This window comes from Kluyvera intermedia (genome assembly GCF_034424175.1).
GTDB lineage: Bacteria > Pseudomonadota > Gammaproteobacteria > Enterobacterales > Enterobacteriaceae > Kluyvera > Kluyvera intermedia.
The window spans coordinates 4,533,352-4,553,717 of the sequence record NZ_CP139986.1 but is presented as its reverse complement, the minus strand read 5'-3'; the positions used below and the strand labels follow the sequence as shown (position 1 = coordinate 4,553,717).

Annotated in this window: 17 protein-coding genes, 5 tRNA genes and 1 pseudogene; 21 read left to right on the top strand and 2 right to left on the bottom strand. The window is 53.5% G+C overall.

Features of this window, described 5'->3' with window-relative positions:
- Nucleotides 1–10: 10 nt before the first annotated feature.
- Complete coding sequence (gene gppA, locus U0026_RS21890) at nucleotides 11–1,492, bottom strand: guanosine-5'-triphosphate,3'-diphosphate diphosphatase (RefSeq protein ID WP_062777350.1); 1,482 nt, start codon at nucleotides 1,490–1,492, stop codon at nucleotides 11–13.
- Nucleotides 1,493–1,627: 135 nt separating this feature from the next.
- The gene (gene rhlB / locus U0026_RS21885) at nucleotides 1,628–2,893 is read right to left on the bottom strand and encodes an ATP-dependent RNA helicase RhlB (protein ID WP_062777352.1); all 1,266 of its coding nucleotides are present in this window, start codon (nucleotides 2,891–2,893) and stop codon (nucleotides 1,628–1,630) included.
- A 143-nt stretch (nucleotides 2,894–3,036) separates the two neighbouring features.
- Between rhlB and trxA the strand changes: the two genes are divergently transcribed.
- The 21 genes and pseudogenes from trxA (at nucleotide 3,037) to U0026_RS21780 (ending at nucleotide 20,321) form a co-directional block, all read left to right on the top strand.
- Nucleotides 3,037–3,366, top strand: a complete 330-nt coding sequence (trxA, locus tag U0026_RS21880; RefSeq protein ID WP_062777354.1) for a thioredoxin TrxA — start codon at nucleotides 3,037–3,039, stop codon at nucleotides 3,364–3,366.
- 140 nt (nucleotides 3,367–3,506) lie between these two features.
- A pseudogene (locus U0026_RS21875) lies at nucleotides 3,507–3,608 on the top strand (hypothetical protein); the annotation flags it as partial.
- A gap of 89 nt (nucleotides 3,609–3,697) precedes the next feature.
- Complete coding sequence (gene rho, locus U0026_RS21870) at nucleotides 3,698–4,957, top strand: transcription termination factor Rho (RefSeq protein ID WP_052285527.1); 1,260 nt, start codon at nucleotides 3,698–3,700, stop codon at nucleotides 4,955–4,957.
- A gap of 239 nt (nucleotides 4,958–5,196) precedes the next feature.
- The gene (gene wecA / locus U0026_RS21865; RefSeq protein WP_062777356.1) at nucleotides 5,197–6,300 is read left to right on the top strand and encodes a UDP-N-acetylglucosamine--undecaprenyl-phosphate N-acetylglucosaminephosphotransferase; all 1,104 of its coding nucleotides are present in this window, start codon (nucleotides 5,197–5,199) and stop codon (nucleotides 6,298–6,300) included.
- 13 nt (nucleotides 6,301–6,313) lie between these two features.
- Nucleotides 6,314–7,360, top strand: a complete 1,047-nt coding sequence (gene wzzE / locus U0026_RS21860; protein ID WP_062777358.1) for an ECA polysaccharide chain length modulation protein — start codon at nucleotides 6,314–6,316, stop codon at nucleotides 7,358–7,360.
- Nucleotides 7,361–7,415: 55 nt separating this feature from the next.
- Entirely contained in the window at nucleotides 7,416–8,546 is a 1,131-nt protein-coding gene (gene wecB / locus U0026_RS21855; protein ID WP_073971181.1) for a non-hydrolyzing UDP-N-acetylglucosamine 2-epimerase, read from the top strand.
- Nucleotides 8,543–9,805 (top strand): UDP-N-acetyl-D-mannosamine dehydrogenase, encoded by a 1,263-nt coding sequence (gene wecC, locus U0026_RS21850; protein WP_062777362.1) that lies wholly within the window; start codon nucleotides 8,543–8,545, stop codon nucleotides 9,803–9,805. The genes wecB and wecC overlap by 4 nt, the downstream gene beginning before the upstream one ends.
- Nucleotides 9,802–10,869, top strand: coding sequence for a dTDP-glucose 4,6-dehydratase (rffG, locus tag U0026_RS21845; RefSeq protein WP_062777364.1), 1,068 nt, complete (start codon nucleotides 9,802–9,804; stop codon nucleotides 10,867–10,869). Before wecC ends, rffG begins: the two co-directional genes overlap by 4 nt.
- Nucleotides 10,870–10,890: 21 nt before the next feature.
- Nucleotides 10,891–11,772 carry a glucose-1-phosphate thymidylyltransferase RfbA gene (rfbA, locus tag U0026_RS21840; RefSeq protein WP_062777366.1) on the top strand — a complete coding sequence of 294 codons (882 nt, stop codon included), beginning with the start codon at nucleotides 10,891–10,893 and terminating at the stop codon, nucleotides 11,770–11,772.
- Nucleotides 11,750–12,424: a dTDP-4-amino-4,6-dideoxy-D-galactose acyltransferase gene (gene rffC / locus U0026_RS21835; protein WP_062777368.1), complete on the top strand. Its 675-nt coding sequence runs from the start codon at nucleotides 11,750–11,752 to the stop codon at nucleotides 12,422–12,424. Before rfbA ends, rffC begins: the two co-directional genes overlap by 23 nt.
- 4 nt (nucleotides 12,425–12,428) lie before the next feature.
- On the top strand, nucleotides 12,429–13,559 hold the full coding sequence (rffA, locus tag U0026_RS21830) for a dTDP-4-amino-4,6-dideoxygalactose transaminase (protein ID WP_062777370.1): 1,131 nt from the start codon (nucleotides 12,429–12,431) through the stop codon (nucleotides 13,557–13,559).
- A 1-nt stretch (nucleotide 13,560) separates the two neighbouring features.
- Nucleotides 13,561–14,811 carry a lipid III flippase WzxE gene (wzxE, locus tag U0026_RS21825; RefSeq protein WP_062777372.1) on the top strand — a complete coding sequence of 417 codons (1,251 nt, stop codon included), beginning with the start codon at nucleotides 13,561–13,563 and terminating at the stop codon, nucleotides 14,809–14,811.
- Entirely contained in the window at nucleotides 14,808–15,887 is a 1,080-nt protein-coding gene (locus tag U0026_RS21820) for a TDP-N-acetylfucosamine:lipid II N-acetylfucosaminyltransferase (RefSeq protein ID WP_062777374.1), read from the top strand. Before wzxE ends, U0026_RS21820 begins: the two co-directional genes overlap by 4 nt.
- A complete protein-coding gene (gene wzyE / locus U0026_RS21815; protein ID WP_062777376.1) occupies nucleotides 15,884–17,236 on the top strand; it encodes an ECA oligosaccharide polymerase in 1,353 nt (450 codons plus the stop codon). The genes U0026_RS21820 and wzyE overlap by 4 nt, the downstream gene beginning before the upstream one ends.
- 1 nt (nucleotide 17,237) lies before the next feature.
- Nucleotides 17,238–17,978, top strand: a complete 741-nt coding sequence (gene wecG / locus U0026_RS21810; RefSeq protein WP_062777378.1) for a lipopolysaccharide N-acetylmannosaminouronosyltransferase — start codon at nucleotides 17,238–17,240, stop codon at nucleotides 17,976–17,978.
- Between the two features lie 230 nt (nucleotides 17,979–18,208).
- Nucleotides 18,209–19,594: a bifunctional threonine/serine APC transporter ThrP gene (gene thrP, locus U0026_RS21805; RefSeq protein WP_062777380.1), complete on the top strand. Its 1,386-nt coding sequence runs from the start codon at nucleotides 18,209–18,211 to the stop codon at nucleotides 19,592–19,594.
- 102 nt (nucleotides 19,595–19,696) lie between these two features.
- A tRNA-Arg gene (locus U0026_RS21800) sits at nucleotides 19,697–19,773 on the top strand.
- A 59-nt stretch (nucleotides 19,774–19,832) separates the two neighbouring features.
- Nucleotides 19,833–19,908, top strand: a tRNA-His gene (locus U0026_RS21795).
- Between the two features lie 23 nt (nucleotides 19,909–19,931).
- Nucleotides 19,932–20,018, top strand: a tRNA-Leu gene (locus tag U0026_RS21790).
- A 50-nt stretch (nucleotides 20,019–20,068) separates the two neighbouring features.
- Nucleotides 20,069–20,145 (top strand) — tRNA-Pro (locus tag U0026_RS21785).
- A gap of 99 nt (nucleotides 20,146–20,244) precedes the next feature.
- A tRNA-Pro gene (locus U0026_RS21780) sits at nucleotides 20,245–20,321 on the top strand.
- Nucleotides 20,322–20,366: the final 45 nt, after the last annotated feature.

Below are 20,366 nucleotides of genomic sequence, written 5' to 3'. Positions count from 1 at the left end.
TAATGGCGGGTTAGCGCACTTCCAGAGGCCAGTGGACATAGCTCTGCCACTGGCTTTCCTGATCGATAGTCTCTTTACCCAATGGATGTTGCGCAAGCCATCCTTGTGGCAACGTGAGCGTCAGAGTCTCATCATTTACCTGCAACAGCATTTCAGGCACCAGATCGTCACGACGACGAGTGGCGAAGATGATCGCCAGACGTAGCAGGCGGCATAGGTGCTCAGCTGCGCGCGGAGGTACCGCATTTTGCTGATGGAGTGACGAGAGATCGATAGGGTTGGTCTGGTTTAACAGTAACGTCGCTAACAGCTTCTTCTGTGCAGGCGTAAAGCCGGGCAGGTCAAGATTGCGTACCAGATAGGCGGCATGCTGTGGCGCTTGTTTGAAATCAACGCTGAGACCAATTTCATGCAGTGCGCAGGCGCTTAGCAACAGTTCACGGCTTAACGGTTCAAGATCCCACCTGTTACCCACCTGATTGACAAAATTCGCCGCCAATTGCGACACGCGGTTAGCCTGTTCGGTATCCACCATAAAGCGACGCTGAATATTGCGCAGCGTGCGGCTGCGAATGTCTTCGTCAACGGCCAGATGTAACATGCCGTAGACCAGCCCCTCACGCAGTGCGCCGCCGGCCAGCGTCATGCACTGGATGTCTAGCTCAGTGAAAATAGCGATAAGAATCGCCAGTCCGCTTGGGAAAACCAGCGCGCGTTCTAGCGTCAGCCCTTCAATTTCCAGCTCTTCCAGGCGCCCGCATTGAATTGCGCGCTGCTTGAGTTGCTGAAGTTTGGCGAGGGTAATGCGTTCATCCATCCCCTGCGCCATCATGATTTCCTGCAATGCCTGAACCGTGCCGGAAGCACCGACGCAGACTTTCCAGCCGTGGTGACGCAGTTCGTCGGCAACCGGTTTGAGCACTTCACGTGCGGCGCGTTCGGCTTCGTCGAAATGTTCCTGAGCCAGGTTGCGGTCGGTGAAGTAGCGTTCAAGCCAGGTGACGCAGCCCATAGAAAGGCTGAATAACGAGGTAGTTTGTGCACCGGTACCGGTGACCAGTTCAGTGCTAGCCCCGCCAATATCCACCACTAAACGGCGATCGTCGCCGCCGGTGGTGTGCGCGACACCCTGATAAATCAGACGCGCTTCCTCTTCGCCACGGATAACCTGTACCGGACAGCCGAGAATTTCCTGCGCTTTGGCAATAAAGACATCAGCATTCACGGCAAGACGCAGCGTTGCGGTCGCCACTATGCGGATTTGGGTCGGGGGAATATCTTGTAAACGCTCGGCGAACAGGCGTAAGCACTGCCAGCCACGTTCCATCGCTTCCGTCGAAAGCTCATTTTCACGGTTAAGTCCGCCAGCCAGACGCACTTTGCGCTTGATGCGCGTCAGCGTCTGGATACTGCCCGCCACCTCGCGAACTATCAGCATATGAAAACTATTGGAACCGAGATCGATAGCTGCATAAAGCGAGGTGGAAGTCATACACTTCATCCTTCAAATTGTCTCTGCGTTGGCTGCGCGCACTCACCCGAATCACTTACTAATGTAAGCTCATCGGGATTCGTTTGCTTGCCGCCTTGATAAAATTTGAATGATTTTGTGTATGGCATAATGTATTTAACCTGAGCGACGGCGGTTGCGTGGTGCGCCTGAACGACGCGGGCCATTGCCCTGACGAACGCGCGTCAGACGTAATGGTTTTGGCAAGTCGGTTAACAGCGCATCCGGATTGTACTTACTGACCGGAATTGAGTGGCCGGTATAGGTTTCAATCGCTGGCAGGTTCAGGGCGTACTCTTCACAGGCAAGGCTGATTGAGTGACCGTTTGCCCCTGCACGACCGGTGCGGCCGATGCGGTGAACGTAATCTTCACAGTCGTCTGGCAGATCGTAGTTAAAGACGTGCGTCACGGCTGGAATATGCAGACCGCGGGCAGCAACGTCTGTCGCGACCAGAATATCGATATCGCCGCTGGTGAAATCTTCCAGAATACGCAGGCGTTTTTTCTGCGCCACGTCACCGGTCAGCAAACCGACGCGATGACCGTCAGCTGCCAGGCTACCCCAGATATCTTCACAACGATGCTTGGTGTTGGCGAAAATAATCGCGCGGTCTGGCCACTCTTCTTCAATCAACGTTTGCAGAAGACGCATCTTCTCTTCGTTCGATGGATAGAAAAGTTCTTCTTTAATACGGTGGCCGGTTTTCTGCTCTGGCTCAACTTCCACGTACTCGGCATTGTTCATTTGTTCGAACGCCAGTTCGCGGACGCGATAGGACAGTGTGGCAGAGAACAGCATGTTCAGACGCTGATTGGTTGGCGGCATACGACGGAACAACCAACGGATATCTTTAATAAAGCCCAGATCGTACATGCGATCGGCTTCGTCCAGCACCACCACCTGAATCGCGCCCAGGTTGATGTGGTTCTGTTTTGCATAATCAATAAGACGGCCTGTGGTGCCGATCAAAATATCGACGCCGCTCTCCAGCACTTTCAGCTGTTTGTCATAGCCATCACCGCCATAAGCCAGACCCAATTTCAGGCCTGTCGCCTGAGCCAGCGGCTCTGCGTCGGCGTGAATCTGGACTGCCAGCTCACGGGTTGGCGCCATAATTAAGGCGCGCGGTTGGTTCACCTGGCGGTCGGAACTTGCCGGGTGAGAAAGAAGATAATGAAACGTAGACGTCAGAAACGCCATCGTTTTCCCGGTACCGGTTTGCGCCTGTCCAGCCACATCACGTCCAGCAAGCGTCAGCGGCAATGCCAGCGCCTGAATGGGTGTGCAATTATAAAACCCTTTGGTTTCAAGGGCTTCAACCACTTTAGGGTGCAGGGCGAAGTCGGAAAACTTCTGTTCTGTTAAATGTGTTTTGCTCATAGTGTGGTAGAATATCAGCTTACTATTGCATTAAGAAAGCGTATCCGGTGAAATAACGTCAACCTTTGTTGGCGAAGTCAACATCAACACCTCGTTGGTTAATGCTACACCAACACACCAGGCTTATTCCTGTGGAGTTAAATATGAGCGATAAAATTATTCACCTGACTGACGACAGTTTTGACACGGACGTACTCAAGGCTGACGGGCTGACACTCGTCGATTTCTGGGCAGAGTGGTGTGGTCCGTGCAAAATGATCGCCCCGATTCTGGATGAAATCGCTGCGGAGTATGAGGGCAAACTGACCGTTGCTAAACTGAACATCGATCAGAACCCAGGTACTGCGCCGAAGTATGGCATCCGCGGTATCCCTACGCTGCTGCTGTTCAAGAACGGCGAAGTTGCAGCAACTAAAGTTGGCGCGCTGTCTAAAGGCCAACTGAAAGAGTTCCTCGACGCTAACCTGGCGTAAGAAATTCGATGCCGGCGTCCAGTGTTCTTAATTTAAGCAGAACTCTGGACGCCCGGCTTCAGTCGTGCTAAGTTATTTTTGACTTCGTTTTAAACATACCTTGTTTGAATCTTGTTTATCTAAACCTCCCGTTGTGTTGTATGGCGTCAGAGGTTAAAAAAATTCCAGGTTTGTCACTCTTTCCGTCTTGTCGTTTCAGTTCTGCGTACTCTCCTGTGACCAGACAGCGAACAGACATGAGTGATGGCCGTAAACAGGCATGGATGACCCTGCCATACCATTCACAACATTAAGTTCGAGATTTCCCCCAAGTTTAAGAACTCACACCATTATGAATCTTACCGAATTAAAGAATACGCCGGTTTCTGAGCTGATTACTCTCGGCGAAAATATGGGTCTGGAAAACCAGGCACGTATGCGCAAGCAGGACATCATTTTTGCCATCCTGAAGCAGCACGCAAAGAGTGGCGAAGATATCTTTGGCGACGGTGTGCTGGAGATCCTGCAGGATGGATTTGGTTTCCTCCGTTCAGGAGACAGCTCCTACCTCGCCGGTCCCGATGATATCTACGTTTCCCCTAGCCAAATCCGCCGTTTCAACCTCCGCACTGGTGACACCATTTCGGGTAAGATCCGTCCGCCGAAAGAGGGTGAGCGTTACTTTGCGCTGTTGAAAGTTAACGAAGTTAACTACGACAAGCCGGAAAACTCGCGTAACAAGATCCTGTTCGAGAACTTAACCCCGCTGCACGCAAACTCTCGTCTGCGTATGGAACGTGGTAACGGTTCTACCGAAGATTTAACCGCTCGCGTACTGGATTTGGCCTCGCCAATCGGTCGCGGCCAGCGTGGTCTGATTGTGGCACCGCCGAAAGCCGGTAAAACCATGCTGCTGCAGAACATCGCGCAGAGCATTGCCTACAACCACCCAGACTGCGTACTGATGGTTCTGCTGATTGACGAACGTCCGGAAGAAGTGACCGAGATGCAGCGTCTGGTGAAAGGTGAAGTCATTGCTTCTACCTTTGACGAACCGGCATCCCGCCACGTTCAGGTTGCGGAAATGGTTATCGAGAAAGCGAAACGTCTGGTTGAACACAAGAAAGACGTTATCATCCTGCTTGACTCCATTACCCGTCTGGCACGTGCCTACAACACCGTGGTACCGGCTTCCGGTAAAGTACTGACTGGTGGTGTGGACGCCAACGCCCTGCACCGTCCGAAGCGTTTCTTCGGTGCAGCACGTAACGTGGAAGAGGGCGGCAGCCTGACCATCATCGCGACGGCTCTGGTCGATACCGGCTCTAAAATGGATGAAGTTATCTATGAAGAGTTTAAAGGTACCGGCAACATGGAACTGCACCTCTCTCGTAAGATTGCTGAAAAACGCGTCTTCCCGGCTATCGACTACAATCGTTCCGGTACCCGTAAAGAAGAGCTGCTCACCACGCAAGAAGAGCTGCAGAAAATGTGGATCCTGCGCAAAATCATCCATCCAATGGGTGAAATCGACGCGATGGAATTCCTCATCAATAAACTGGCAATGACCAAAACTAACGACGACTTCTTCGACATGATGAAACGCTCGTAAAATTGTTTTTTTGCCGAAAAACGCCACACATTTGTGTGGCGTTTTTGTTTTTAGGACTTTAGGTGATAGGGCGAATCATTTTTTTCGCTGACAATTGGGGTTTACAGCTACAATGGTAGCTAGTTTACAAAATTGGTTATAAATCAGGCGAGTTTCCCCAAATTCATCAGCCTTCCTCTTCTGATGAGTCTCTATCGTGGGTATACTTTCGCTATTAATATTCGCAGCGAGTATAAATTGTGAGTTTACTGGCCGTCGGTACTGACTTGATCGGTATTTTTTTGTTCACCACCGTATTTCTTTTTTTCGCGCGCAAAGCGGCTAAAAAGATCGGTTTGGTGGATCGACCTAATTATCGTAAACGTCACCAGGGAATCATCCCACTTGTGGGCGGTATCTCGGTTTACGCCGGGATCTGCTTAACTTTTGCGACCGCAAATTATTATATCCCTCACGCCTCCCTCTATCTCGCCTGTGCTGGCGTTTTGGTGGCGGTTGGTGCTCTGGACGACCGCTATGACATTAGCGTGAAATTCCGCGCCACCGTTCAGGCCTTGATTGGCATCGTGATGATGACCGCCGCAAACCTCTCGTTGCGCAGCCTTGGCTATATTTTTGGCTCGTGGGAGCTGGTTCTGGGGCCTTTTGGGTACTTCCTTACTCTCTTCGCCGTGTGGGCGGTCATTAACGCTTTCAATATGGTCGATGGGATTGATGGTCTCCTTGGTGGCTTATCAAGCGTTAGCTTTGGCGCAATTGGGCTTATCCTTTGGTTTGATGGGCAGACTAGCCTTGCCATGTGGTGCTTCGCAATGATTGCGGCCATTCTGCCTTACATCATGTTGAACCTCGGAATTCTGGGCCGCCGCTTTAAAGTGTTTATGGGCGATGCGGGCAGTACGCTGATTGGTTTTACGGTTATCTGGATCCTGCTGGAAACCACGCAGGGGACGCACCATCCTATCAGCCCGGTAACGGCATTATGGATTGTCGCCATTCCGCTGATGGACATGGTGGCTATCATGTATCGCCGCTTGCGCAAGGGCATGAGCCCGTTCTCGGCTGACCGACAGCATATCCACCATCTGATTATGCGTGCCGGTTTTACCTCGCGTCAGGCGCTGGTACTGATTACCGCCGCCGCCGCATTGCTGGCAGCTATCGGCGTTGCCGCGGAATACACCCGTGTTGTACCTGAGTGGGTCATGCTGATACTGTTTCTCATGGCCTTTGCCCTTTATGGCTACTGCATCAAGCGGGCCTGGAAAGCGGCGCGTTTTATCAAACGTGTGAAGCGCAGAATGCGTCGGAACAGTGACAACCATCCAAAATTAACCAAGTAAAACTGGGGTAGTAATGACACAACCATTACCAGAAGCACGGTCATCAAGTGCCGAGAATGAACTGGATATTCGTGGCCTGTTTCGCGGGTTGTGGTCGGGAAAACACTGGATTATCGGTCTCGCGGTGCTGTTCGCCGCTATCGTACTGATTTATACCTTTTTTGCCCGGCAGGAATGGAGCACGACGGCGATAACCGACCGACCAACCGTGAACATGCTGGACGGCTACTACTCGCAGCAGCAGTTTTTGCGTAATCTCGATGTGAAGGTCAACCCAACCACCGCTGCACCGCCTTCGGTGATGGATGAAGTCTACAAAGAGTTCATCATGCAGCTTGCATCATGGGATACGCGCCGCGATTTCTGGTCGCAGACGGACTATTACAAGCAGAGAATGGTCGGTAATTCACGTGCCGATGCCGCACAGCTGGATGACCTGGTGAACGATATCCAGTTTATGCCAGGCGATGTGATGAAGAACGTCAGCGACAGCGTGAAGCTCACGGCGGAAACCGCTCAGGATGCTAACAACCTGCTTCGCCAGTATGTAGCGTTTGCCAGCCAGCGTGCCGCGGGCCATCTCAATGATGAGCTGAAAGGCGCATGGGCCGCGCGTACCATCCAGGTTAAAGCGCAGGTGAAACGTCAGGAAGAGGTGGCGAAGGCGATTTTCGACCGCCGTATGCACAGCATTGAAGCTGCGCTGAAAATTGCCCAGCAGCACAATATTAACCGCAGTGAGACAGACATTCCGGCTGATGAATTACCGGATTCTGAACTCTCATTACTCGGCCGTCCAATGCTACAGGCTCGCCTGGAAAATCTTCAGGCCGTGGGGCCAACGTTTGACCTTGATTACGATCAGGGGAAAGCTATGCTAACGACCCTTAACGTCGGGCCAACGCTGGCAGCAAGTTTCCAGACCTATCGTTACTTACGCACACCAGAGGAGCCGGTGACGCGTACCAGCCCGCGTCGCGTATTCCTGATGGTCATGTGGGGAATTGTCGGTGCATTGGTGGGTGCCGGGATTGCATTGGCGCGTCGTCGCCCACGGTAATTCCTCATCACGATAAAGGACGATGGGCCGGTATCATCTAAAGAAGAGAATCGATGTGAAAGTACTGACTGTATTTGGCACTCGCCCAGAGGCGATAAAAATGGCGCCTCTGGTCCATGCGCTAGCAAAGGATCCTCATTTCGAGGCAAAAGTTTGCGTGACCGCGCAGCATAGGGAAATGCTTGATCAGGTGCTCAAACTCTTCTCCATCGTTCCGGATTATGACCTTAATATCATGAGTCCAGGACAGGGTTTAACGGAAATAACCTGCCGTATTTTGCAGGGGTTAAAGCCCGTTCTGGAGTCCTTTAAGCCAGATGTTGTGTTGGTGCATGGTGATACCACGACGACGGCAGCGGCTAGTCTGGCGGCGTTTTATCAGCGTATTCCCGTCGGCCATGTGGAAGCCGGATTGCGTACCGGCGATCTCTACTCGCCGTGGCCGGAAGAGGCTAACCGCACGATGACCGGGCATCTGGCAACGTACCATTTTGCGCCTACTGAAAACTCACGGCAGAATTTGCTGCGGGAAAACCTTTCCGGTAAGCATATCTACGTGACCGGTAATACGGTCATTGATGCGCTGTTCTGGGTGCGCGATCGGGTGATGAAGGACGAAAAACTCAGCAGCGAGCTGCTTGCGCGTTACCCGTTCCTCAACAACGGTAAAAAGATGATCCTGGTAACCGGACATCGCCGCGAGAGCTTTGGTCAGGGTTTCGAACAGATTTGCCACGCGCTGGCGCACATTGCCGCGAATAATCCCGATGTGCAGATTGTCTATCCAGTCCACCTGAACCCCAATGTCAGCGAGCCGGTGAATCGTATTCTGGGTCATATCGATAACGTGATCCTTATCGACCCGCAGGACTATCTGCCGTTCGTCTGGTTGATGAACCATGCGTGGTTGATTCTCACCGACTCCGGCGGTATTCAGGAAGAGGCGCCGTCGCTAGGCAAACCGGTGCTGGTGATGCGCGAAACCACTGAACGCCCGGAAGCTATTGACGCCGGTACGGTGCGTTTAGTTGGAACAGATAGCCAACGCATTGTGGACGAAGTGACGCGTCTGCTGCGTGATGAAGATGAATATCAAAGAATGAGCCGGGCCCATAACCCTTACGGTGATGGTCAGGCATGCGAACGTATTTTATCAGCATTAAAAAATAATCAGGTAACGCTATGAGTTTCTCAACCCTCTCGGTGATCGGTCTGGGCTATATCGGCCTTCCTACTGCAGCTGCATTTGCTTCACGGCAAAAACAGGTTGTGGGTGTCGATATCAATCAACACGCGGTAGATACCATCAATCGTGGTGAAATTCATATTGTTGAGCCCGATCTCGACCGGGTAGTCAAAACCGCGGTGGCGGATGGCTACCTGCGCGCAACGACCACGCCGGAAGCGGCGGACGCTTACCTGATTGCCGTACCGACGCCGTTTAAAGGCGATCATGAGCCGGATATGGTCTACGTGGAAGCGGCGGCGCGCTCTATTGCACCGGTGCTGAAAAAAGGGGCGTTGGTGATCCTCGAGTCCACCTCTCCGGTAGGCGCAACCGAGCTGATGGCCGGTTGGCTTGCCGAGATGCGTCCTGACCTGAGCTTCCCGCAGCAGGTGGGTGAACAGGCGGATATTAATATCGCCTACTGTCCGGAACGCGTGCTACCTGGGCAGGTTATGGTTGAGCTGATTAAGAATGACCGCGTGATTGGCGGCATGACGCCGGTTTGTTCGGCGCGCGCCAGCGAGCTATACAACATTTTCCTTGAAGGCGAATGCGTGGTGACCAACGCTCGTACCGCCGAAATGTGCAAACTGACGGAAAACAGCTTCCGTGACGTTAACATCGCGTTTGCCAACGAACTGTCGCTTATTTGCGCCGATCAGGAAATTAACGTCTGGGAACTGATTCGCCTGGCGAACCGTCACCCACGCGTCAATATTCTCCAGCCAGGCCCTGGCGTTGGCGGACACTGTATCGCCGTCGACCCATGGTTTATCGTGGCGCAAAACCCGGAACAGGCGCGTCTTATCCGCACCGCGCGTGAAGTGAACGACCATAAGCCGCTGTGGGTTATCGACAAGGTGAAGGCCAATGTGGCCGATTGTCTGGCCGCCAATGATAAACGTGCGAGTGAATTGAAAATCGCCTGCTTTGGCCTGGCGTTTAAGCCGAATATTGATGACCTGCGTGAAAGCCCGGCGATGGAAATTGCCGCGCTGATTGCCAAATGGCACAGCGGCGAAACGTTGGTGGTAGAACCGAACATTCATCAATTGCCGAAAAAGCTCGATGGGCTTTGCTCACTGGTGTCGGTAGAAACCGCGCTGGCGAGTGCCGATGTGATTGTGATGCTGGTGGATCACGCGCAGTTTAAAGCGATTAGCGGCGACGCGATTACGCAGCAGTATGTGGTCGACACCAAAGGAGTCTGGCGTTGAAACGGATCCTGGTCACCGGCGGCGCGGGCTTTATCGGCTCGGCGGTCGTTCGCCATATTATCAACCACACCGCAGACAGCGTGGTGGTGGTCGACAAGCTCACCTATGCGGGCAATCTGACCTCGCTGGCCCCGGTGGCGCACGATGCGCGCTTTGCTTTTGAGCAGGTGGATATCTGCGACCGCGCCGAGTTGAATCGTGTCTTTGCGCATTATCGCCCGGACGTGGTGATGCACCTGGCGGCTGAAAGCCACGTTGACCGTTCCATTGACGGGCCGGCTGCATTTATCGAAACCAACATCGTGGGCACCTACACGCTGCTCGAAGCCGCTCGCGCCTTTTGGTCTACGCTTGACGATGACGGCAAAGCCGCATTCCGCTTCCATCATATTTCAACCGATGAAGTGTACGGCGATCTGCATTCGGTAGACGATTTCTTTACCGAAACGACGCCGTATGCGCCAAGCAGCCCTTACTCTGCCTCCAAAGCCAGTAGCGATCATCTGGTCCGCGCTTGGCTTCGCACCTACGGTCTGCCGACGCTGATTACCAACTGCTCAAACAACTACGGCCCATATCACTTCCCGGAAAAACTGATCCCACTGACCATTCTCAACGCGCTAGCGGGCAAACCGCTGCCGGTGTATGGCAATGGTCAGCAGATCCGCGACTGGCTGTACGTTGACGATCACGCGCGTGCGCTATACCTGGTGGCAACGAAAGGGGCTATTGGCGAAACCTACAATATCGGCGGTCACAACGAGCGTAAAAACCTCGACGTGGTTGAGACGATTTGCGCGTTGCTAGAAGAACTGGTGCCGCAAAAGCCACAGGGCCTTGCGCACTATCATGACCTGATCACCTTTGTCGCCGATCGCCCCGGACACGACCTGCGCTACGCCATTGATGCCGCGAAAATCGCCCGGGAACTGGGCTGGGTGCCGGAAGAGACTTTTGAAAGCGGCATGCGTAAAACCGTGCAGTGGTACCTCGCCAACGAAAGCTGGTGGAAGCAGGTACAGGACGGGAGCTATCAGGGCGAACGTCTGGGCCTGAAGGGTTAATCCTGCGGAGGAGAGAACGCAATGAAAGGTATTATTCTTGCTGGCGGATCGGGTTCGCGCCTGCATCCGATCACCCGTGGTGTATCAAAGCAACTGCTGCCGATTTACGATAAACCGATGATTTATTACCCGCTGTCGGTGCTAATGCTGGCGGGTATTCGCGATATTCTGATTATCACCACCCCGGAAGACAAAAGCAGCTTCCAGCGCCTGCTGGGCGACGGCAGTGAGTTTGGTATTTCACTACAGTATGCCGAGCAGCCTACTCCGGATGGTCTGGCGCAGGCATTTATCATCGGTGAGACGTTCCTCAATGGCGAACCGTCCTGTCTGGTGCTTGGCGATAATATCTTCTTTGGTCAGGCCTTTAGCCCGAAACTGCGTCACGTTGCGGCGCGCACGCAAGGTGCAACGGTATTCGGCTATCAGGTGATGGACCCGGAACGCTTTGGCGTGGTGGAGTTTGACGATAATTTCCACGCGCTGTCGCTGGAAGAGAAGCCAAAACAGCCAAAATCAAACTGGGCGGTGACTGGGCTCTACTTCTATGACGGTGATGTTGTTGAGTACGCTAAGCGCGTGAAGCCCTCTGAACGTGGCGAGCTGGAGATCACCTCGCTCAATCAGATGTACCTCGACGATGGCAAGCTGACTGTTGAACTGCTGGGACGCGGCTTTGCCTGGCTTGATACCGGCACCCATGACAGCCTGATTGAAGCCAGTATGTTTGTGCAGACCGTAGAAAAACGGCAGGGCTTTAAAATTGCCTGTCTGGAAGAAATTGCCTGGCGCAACGGTTGGCTGGATGATGAAGGCGTAAAACGCGCCGCCGCAAGATTATCGAAAACCGGTTATGGTCAATACCTGCTGGAGTTGCTCCGTGCCCGTCCTCGCCAATATTGAGCCTCTGACCTGGGAAAACCAGTTCTTCAACGTGAAGAGTGCGATTGTCCGCTTTGCTGACGATGCGCCAACGCTCACTGCCGAAAGGCTCGTGGGCTGGTCACGGGTGCAGGCAAAAATTGCCGCGCATCAGGTCGAGGCGCTTGATACCCTACAGCAACTGGGCTTCCAGTTGGTCGAAGGTGAAGTTGACCTGGCGCTCGCGGTAACGGCAGTCGCCTGTCCGCAGGCGGAGGTGGCAACCCAGGCGGATATTCCCGAGCTGCGTGCTCTGGCGGCACAGGCGTTCGCCTTAAGTCGCTTTCGTGCTCCGTGGTACGCACCCGATGCCAGCGGGCGTTTCTATGCCCAGTGGATTGAAAACGCGGTAAAAGGCACCTTCGACAATCAATGCCTGATTTTCCGTGATGAGCGCCGCGCTATCCGTGGATTTGTGTCCTTACGAGAATTAAATGCTTCTGATGCACGTATTGGCCTGCTGGCCGGACGTGGTGCAGGGGCTGAACTGATGCAGGCGGCGGTGCGCTGGGCGTATACTCGCGGCCATTCAACGCTACGGGTGGCGACGCAAGCCGGCAATACCGCAGCACTTCAACGCTATATTCACAGCGGCGCTAACGTTGTCAGCACCGCGTACTGGTTATACAGGTGACATCATGATCCCATTTAACGCCCCACCGGTCGTGGGTACAGAACTCGATTACATGCAGTCTGCGATGGGCAGCGGCAAACTGTGCGGCGACGGCGGTTTTACCCGTCGCTGCCAGCAATGGATGGAGCAGCGTTTCGGCAGCGCCAAGGTGCTGTTGACCCCGTCCTGTACCGCTTCGCTGGAAATGGCGGCGATTTTGCTGGATATCCAGCCGGGTGATGAAGTGATCATGCCGAGCTACACCTTTGTCTCTACCGCCAACGCCTTTGTGCTGCGCGGGGCGAAAATCGTCTTTGTTGACGTTCACAAAGAGACAATGAATATCGATGAAACGCAGATTGAAGCGGCGATCACCGATAAAACGCGCGCTATCGTGCCGGTACATTATGCAGGCGTCGCCTGTGAGATGGACACTATCATGGCGCTGGCGAAAAAATATAACCTGTTCGTGGTGGAAGATGCCGCGCAGGGCGTGATGTCGACCTACAAAGGCCGCGCGCTGGGCTCCATTGGTCATATTGGTTGCTTTAGCTTCCATGAAACCAAGAACTACACCGCGGGCGGCGAAGGCGGCGCGACGCTGATTAATGACCGTGCACTGGTTGAGCGTGCAGAAATCATCCGTGAAAAAGGGACTAACCGCAGCCAGTTCTTCCGTGGGCTGGTGGACAAATATACCTGGCGCGATATTGGTTCCAGCTACCTGATGTCCGATCTTCAGGCCGCTTATCTGTGGGCGCAACTGGAAGCCGCTGAACGCATAAACAAACAGCGCTTGTCACTGTGGCAGAGCTATTACGACGCGCTGCTGCCGCTGGCGAACGCCGGGCGTATTGACCTGCCGGTGATCCCGCAAGATTGCGGGCATAACGCGCATATGTTCTACATTAAGCTGCGCGACATGGAAGATCGTAGTGCGCTGATTAACTGGCTGAAAGAAGCCGAAATCCTTGCCGTATTCCATTATATTCCGCTGCACTCTTGCCCGGCGGGCGAGAAATTTGGCGAGTTCCGCGGTGAAGATCGTCATACCACAATAGAAAGTGAGCGGTTACTCCGCTTGCCTCTGTTCTACAACCTGTCGCCGGTCGATCAGCGTACGGTAATCAATACGCTGCTGAGCTACTTCGCCTGATATGTCGCTGGCTAAAGCTTCGGTGTGGACCGCCGCGTCCACGCTGGTAAAAATTGGCGTTGGGCTGTTGGTGGTGAAACTGCTGGCAGTGTCGTTTGGCCCTTCCGGCGTGGGTCAGGCGGGGAATTTTCGTCAACTGGTGACGGTGCTCGGCGTGCTGGCCGGAGCGGGTATTTTTAATGGGGTGACGAAATTTGTCGCCCAACATCATGATGATCCGGCGCGTCTGCGCCAGGTGGTCGGTACCTCTTCGGCGATGGTGCTGGGGTTCTCCACGCTGCTGGCGGTGATTTTCCTGCTGGCGGCGGCCCCGATAAGCCAGGGCCTGTTTGGTCACACGGATTATCAGGGGTTAGTACGTCTGGTGGCGCTGGTGCAAATGGGCATCGCCTGGGCCAACCTGCTGCTGGCACTGATGAAGGGCTTCCGCGATGCGGCAGGCAATGCGCTGTCGTTGATTGCCGGGAGCGTGATTGGCGTTGTGGCCTATTATGCCTGCTACCGATTCGGCGGGTATGAAGGCGCATTACTGGGTTTGGCGCTGGTTCCGGCGCTGATTGTCATTCCGGCGGCGGTGATGCTTTCCCTGCGCGGTACAATCCCCTGGAGCTATCTGAAACCACAGTGGGACCGCCCGCTGGCGAGCCAGCTTGGTAAATTTACCCTGATGGCGCTGATGACCTCGGTCACCATGCCGGTGGCCTACGTCATGATGCGAAACCTCATGGCGGCGCATTACAGCTGGGATGAAGTGGGGATTTGGCAGGGGGTTAGCAGTATCTCTGACGCGTATCTGCAATTTATCACGGCCTCGTTTAGCGTCTACCTGCTGCCCACGCTCTCTCGACTTACCGCCAAGCAGGATATCTCTCGCGAGATTGGCCGCTCGCTAAAGTTTGTTTTGCCTGCTGTCGCGGCGGCAAGCCTTACCGTTTGGCTACTGCGTGATTTTGCAATCTGGCTGCTATTTTCGGCGAAATTTGTCGCCATGCGCGACCTGTTCGCGTGGCAGCTGGTGGGTGATGTGTTGAAAGTAGGTGCTTACGTCTTTGGTTATTTAGTTATCGCCAAAGCTTCGCTGCGTTTGTATATTCTGGCCGAGCTAAGTCAGTTTGCCTTGTTAACCGGTTTCTCTCACTGGCTTATCCCCACGCACGGCGCGCTGGGCGCGACTCAGGCTTACATGGCGACCTATATTGTCTATTTCACGCTGTGCAGCGGCGTATTTCTAATTTGGCGTAAACGGCAATGACCGAATTGATACATATCCTGGGATCGGATATCCCACACCATAACCAGACGGTGCTACGTTTTTTTGCTGACAAGCTGGCTACAGAGCACGTGCATGCCCGACGCTTTATGGTGGTGAGCCATGATGAAAAGCTGGCTGCTGCGTTTCCTGAGCTTGCGATTGAGCGTTATGCGGATAAGTCGTCACTGGCGAAGGCGGTGGTGACAAAAGCCAAAGCGAATCGCCAGCAGCGCTTCTTCTTCCACGGTCAATTTAATACCGGGATCTGGCTGGCGCTGCTCAACGGTGGCTTGAAGCCTTCCCAGGTGAGCTGGCATATCTGGGGTGCGGATTTGTATGAAGTGTCACGCGGCCTGAAATTCCGCCTGTTCTATCCGCTGCGGCGCATGGCGCAGGGACGAGTGGGGCGCGTTTTTGCGACCCGTGGCGACCTGAACTACTTCGGCGAACGGCACCCGCAAGTCTCTGGCGAGCTGCTCTATTTCCCAACCCGAATGGATCCCACGCTAAACGATCTTGCGGAAAGCACCCCGCGCGACGGCAAGCTAACGATTTTAATTGGTAACTCAGGCGATCGAAGCAATGAACACGTGGCTGCCCTGAAGGCGGTCCATCAACAGTTTGGCGACACCGTTAATGTGATCGTCCCGATGGGATATCCGGCCAATAACGGCGGCTACATTACTGAGGTTGAGAGCGCTGGACAGGCACTTTTCAGCAAAGAACATGTACAGATCCTGCGTGAAAAGCTGGAATTTGACGCTTATCTCGCCTTGCTGCGCCGCTGCGATCTGGGCTACTTTATTTTTGCCCGCCAGCAGGGCATTGGCACGCTCTGCCTGCTGGTTCAGGCGGGGATCCCCTGCGTACTGAACCGCCAGAATCCATTCTGGCAGGACATGGTCGAGCAGCATATTCCGGTGCTGTTTACCGATGATACGTTGACCGTGCCGGTGGTACGTGAAGCTCAGCGCCAACTGGCGTTGGTGGATAAAAACGACATCGCCTTTTTCAAACCAAACTATCTGGCGCCATGGTATCGGGCGCTACAGCTGGCGGCGGGGGAAGCGGTATGAGCGAAATGCAGTTTACCGGGCTGTTTGCCGTCTGGCTTTTATCGGCGCTGTTTATCGGTACCCTGACATGGTTTGAATTCCGCCGCGTGCGCTTTAACTTCAACGTCTTTTTCTCGCTGCTGTTTTTGCTGACGTTCTTCTTCGGCTTCCCGCTGACCTGCACGCTGGTGTTCCGGTTTGATGTCAGTGTTGCGCCGCCGGAGGTGCTGCTGCAAACGTTGCTGATTTCGGTCTGTTTCTACGCGGTGTACTACGTCACCTATAAAACCCGTCTTCGTAAAGCCACCGTGGGCAACACGCCGCGTCGGCCGCTATTTACCATGAACCGGGTCGAGACGCATATTACCTGGATCTTATTGATGTGCCTGGCGTTGTTAACGGTCGGCACCTTCTTCCTGCATAACGGTTTCCTGCTGTTTAAGCTGCATTCGTACAGCCAGATTTTCTCAAGCGAAGTTTCTGGTGTCGCACTTAAGCGCTTCTTCTACTTCTTTATTCCGGCGATGCTGGTGATTTATTTCTTAAAGCCGGGCTGGAAAGCATGGATAGGTTTCCTGCTGGCTACCGTGGCTTTCGGCCTGCTGACGTATGCCATTGTTGGCGGCACCCGGGCCAATATCATCATCGCTTTTGCCATCTTCCTGTTTATCGGTATTATTCGCGGCTGGATCTCGTTGTGGATGCTGGTTGCGGCAGGCGTGATGGGGATTGTCGGGATGTTCTGGCTGGCACTTAAGCGCTATGGCATGAACGTCAGCGGTGATGAGGCGTTTTATACCTTCCTTTACCTGACGCGCGATACCTTTTCACCGTGGGAAAACCTGGCGCTGCTGTTGCAAAACTACGACAAGATAGAGTTTCAGGGACTGGCGCCGATTGTGCGCGACTTCTATGTCTTTATCCCGAGCTGGCTATGGCCAACAAGGCCGGGCGTCATACTGAATACCGCCAACTACTTTACCTGGGAAGTGCTGAATAACCATTCCGGGCTCGCTATTTCCCCAACGCTGATTGGCTCACTGGTGGTGATGGGTGGTGTGTGGTTTGTGCCGATTGGCGCAGTGGCGGTTGGGCTGATTATTAAATGGTTTGACTGGCTATACATGTTGGGCAATCAGGAGCCGAATCGCTATAAAGCGGCCATTTTGCACAGTTTTTGTTTTGGCGCGATCTTCAATATGATCGTGCTGGCCCGTGAGGGGCTGGACTCTTTCGGCTCTCGTGTGGTCTTTTTTATGGTTATCTTTGGGGTCTGTTTGCTGGTGGCGAAACTATTGTACTGGTTATTTGAAAGTGCCGGGCTTATCCATCAGCGGTCAAAACGTCCCCTGCACGTTAGAGAAGGATAAAATGGACGATTCACTGACCGCACCGACCTATACATTGCGCGGGCTGGAGCTGATTGGCTGGCGTAATATGCAGCATGCGCTGGACTTCCTGTATGCGGGCGGCAATCTGAAGCAGGGTACGCTGGTGGCGATTAACGCCGAAAAAATGCTGACGCTGGAGGATGACGCTGAGGTTAAGACGCTGATTAACGCAGCGGAATTTAAATATGCCGATGGCATCAGCGTGGTTCGCTCCGTCAATAAAAAATACCCCAATGCGAACGTGTCGCGGGTGGCGGGCGCCGATCTGTGGGAAGCGCTGATGGCGCGTGCCGGGGCGGAAGGTACGCCGGTATTCCTGATAGGTGGCAAACCTGACGTACTGGCAGAAACGACGGAAAAGCTACGTCAGCAGTGGAACGTTAATCTGGTCGGCACGCAAGACGGCTACTTTACGGCGCAGGAACGTCAGGCGCTGTTTGAGCGTATCCGCGATAGTGGCGCAAAAATTGTTACCGTCGCGATGGGATCGCCAAAGCAAGAGATCCTGATGCGCGACTGTCGACAGGTTTATCCGGATGCGCTGTATATGGGCGTTGGTGGCACTTACGACGTATTTACCGGCCACGTGAAGCGTGCGCCGAAGGTCTGGCAGAATCTGGGGCTGGAGTGGCTTTATCGTCTGCTCTCTCAGCCAAGCCGCATTAAACGCCAGCTTCGTCTGCTGCGTTATTTACGTTGGCACTACAGCAATAATCTCTGAATATTCTGCGTATTAACGTGAAAGTACCGCGTATTTCCTGCGCGATACTTTCACAATTTCGATACTTTCTTCCTCATTTATATTTGCCATTTATTCGAAATTGTTAAACCATTCGCCTGCCCTAAGGGTATCTGCGTATTTCTACGCAGACGCCCGCATCCGACAGACATCTATTTTTCTATAAAAATAAAACCGGCATCGACCGGTCATATGCAAACACAAGAGGACTTATGGCAGAGAAAAAACCGGAGCTCCAGCGCGGTCTGGAAGCCCGTCATATTGAATTAATCGCCCTAGGGGGCACCATTGGTGTCGGCCTGTTTATGGGCTCCGCCAGCACCCTGAAGTGGGCTGGCCCGTCGGTATTGCTCGCCTATATTCTGGCGGGGATTTTTGTATTCTTCATCATGCGCTCGATGGGTGAAATGCTGTTTATTGAGCCGGTAACCGGTTCGTTTGCGGTCTACGCGCATAAATATATGAGCCCATTTTTTGGCTATCTCACCGCGTGGTCATATTGGTTTATGTGGATGGCGGTAGGCATCTCGGAGATTACCGCGATAGGTGTTTACGTCCAGTTCTGGTTCCCGGATATGGTGCAGTGGATACCCGCGTTGATTGCCGTGGGCCTTGTGGCGCTCGCTAACCTGGCGGCGGTACGTCTATACGGCGAAATCGAATTCTGGTTTGCGATGATTAAGGTCACCACCATTATTGTGATGATCGTGATTGGCCTTGGCGTGATTTTCTTTGGCTTTGGTAACGGCGGCACTTCGATTGGTTTTAGTAATCTGACCGAACACGGCGGCTTCTTCGCGGGCGGCTGGAAGGGCTTCCTGACGGCACTGTGTATTGTCGTGGCTTCTTATCAGGGCGTTGAGCTTATCGGCATGACCGCCGGTGAAGCGAAAAATCCACAGACAACGCTGCGTAGCGCGGTTGGCAAAGTGCTGTGGCGTATCCTGATTTTCTATGTGGGTGCCATTTTTGTCATCGTCACTATTTTCCCGTGGAACCAGATTGGCACTAACGGTAGTCCGTTTGTCCTCACCTTCGCCAAAATCGGTATTACCGCGGCGGCAGGAATCATCAACTTTGTGGTGCTGACGGCGGCACTGTCCGGCTGTAATAGCGGGATGTACAGCTGCGGACGTATGCTCTATGCGCTGGCGAAAAACCGCCAGCTTCCGGCGGCGATGGCGAAAGTGACCAAAAGCGGTGTGCCGGCAGCAGGCGTTAGCGTGTCGATTGTGATTTTGCTGATTGGCTCATGCCTCAACTACATCATTCCTAACCCGCAGCGCGTATTTGTATATGTCTACAGCGCCAGCGTATTGCCGGGAATGGTGCCGTGGTTTGTTATCCTGATTAGCCAGCTTCGTTTTCGTCGTGCGCATAAAGAAGCGATTGCTAGCCACCCGTTCCGCTCCATTTTATTCCCGTGGGCTAACTACGTGACCATGGCGTTCCTGGTTTGCGTACTTATCGGGATGGGACTCAATGAGGATACCCGTATGTCGTTGTTTGTTGGTGCGCTGTTCTTAGCGATTGTGACGCTGGTTTATAAGGTATTTGGCATGAGCCAGGCCGCAAAAGTGCAAAATTTGCAGAAATAAGCGACAAAATGCGCAAAGCATGAGCAAACGATAATTTTCTTTAAAAAGGCACTAGACAGCGGGGTAGGAAGTCCGTAATATCCGACCCCGCAACGGCGCTAAGCGCCCGTAGCTCAGCTGGATAGAGCGCTGCCCTCCGGAGGCAGAGGTCTCAGGTTCGAATCCTGTCGGGCGCACCATTTACCCGGTGCTGGAGCTGCGGTGGTTTTAAAGACCGCGTAGAAAGAATTAAGTAGTGGTGGCTATAGCTCAGTTGGTAGAGCCCTGGATTGTGATTCCAGTTGTCGTGGGTTCGAATCCCATTAGCCACCCCATTATTTGATAAAGTTGTGAACATGCGATGGTGGCGGAATTGGTAGACGCGCTAGCTTCAGGTGTTAGTGTTCTTACGGACGTGAGGGTTCAAGTCCCTCCCTTCGCACCACGACTTTAACGAATTGAACGTAGCGTTCAAAAAGCAGTAAAGCAAAATTTCGGCGAGTAGCGCAGCTTGGTAGCGCAACTGGTTTGGGACCAGTGGGTCGGAGGTTCGAATCCTCTCTCGCCGACCAATTTTGAATCCTGCTCAGGCAGGGTTTTTTGTTTACGGACATTCCGTTTACGAAAAAACGAATTGAACTCAAAATTCAAAAAGCAGTACCGCAGTATTTCGGCGAGTAGCGCAGCTTGGTAGCGCAACTGGTTTGGGACCAGTGGGTCGGAGGTTCGAATCCTCTCTCGCCGACCAATTTTGAACCCCGCTTCGGCGGGGTTTTTTGTTTTCTGTAATCCT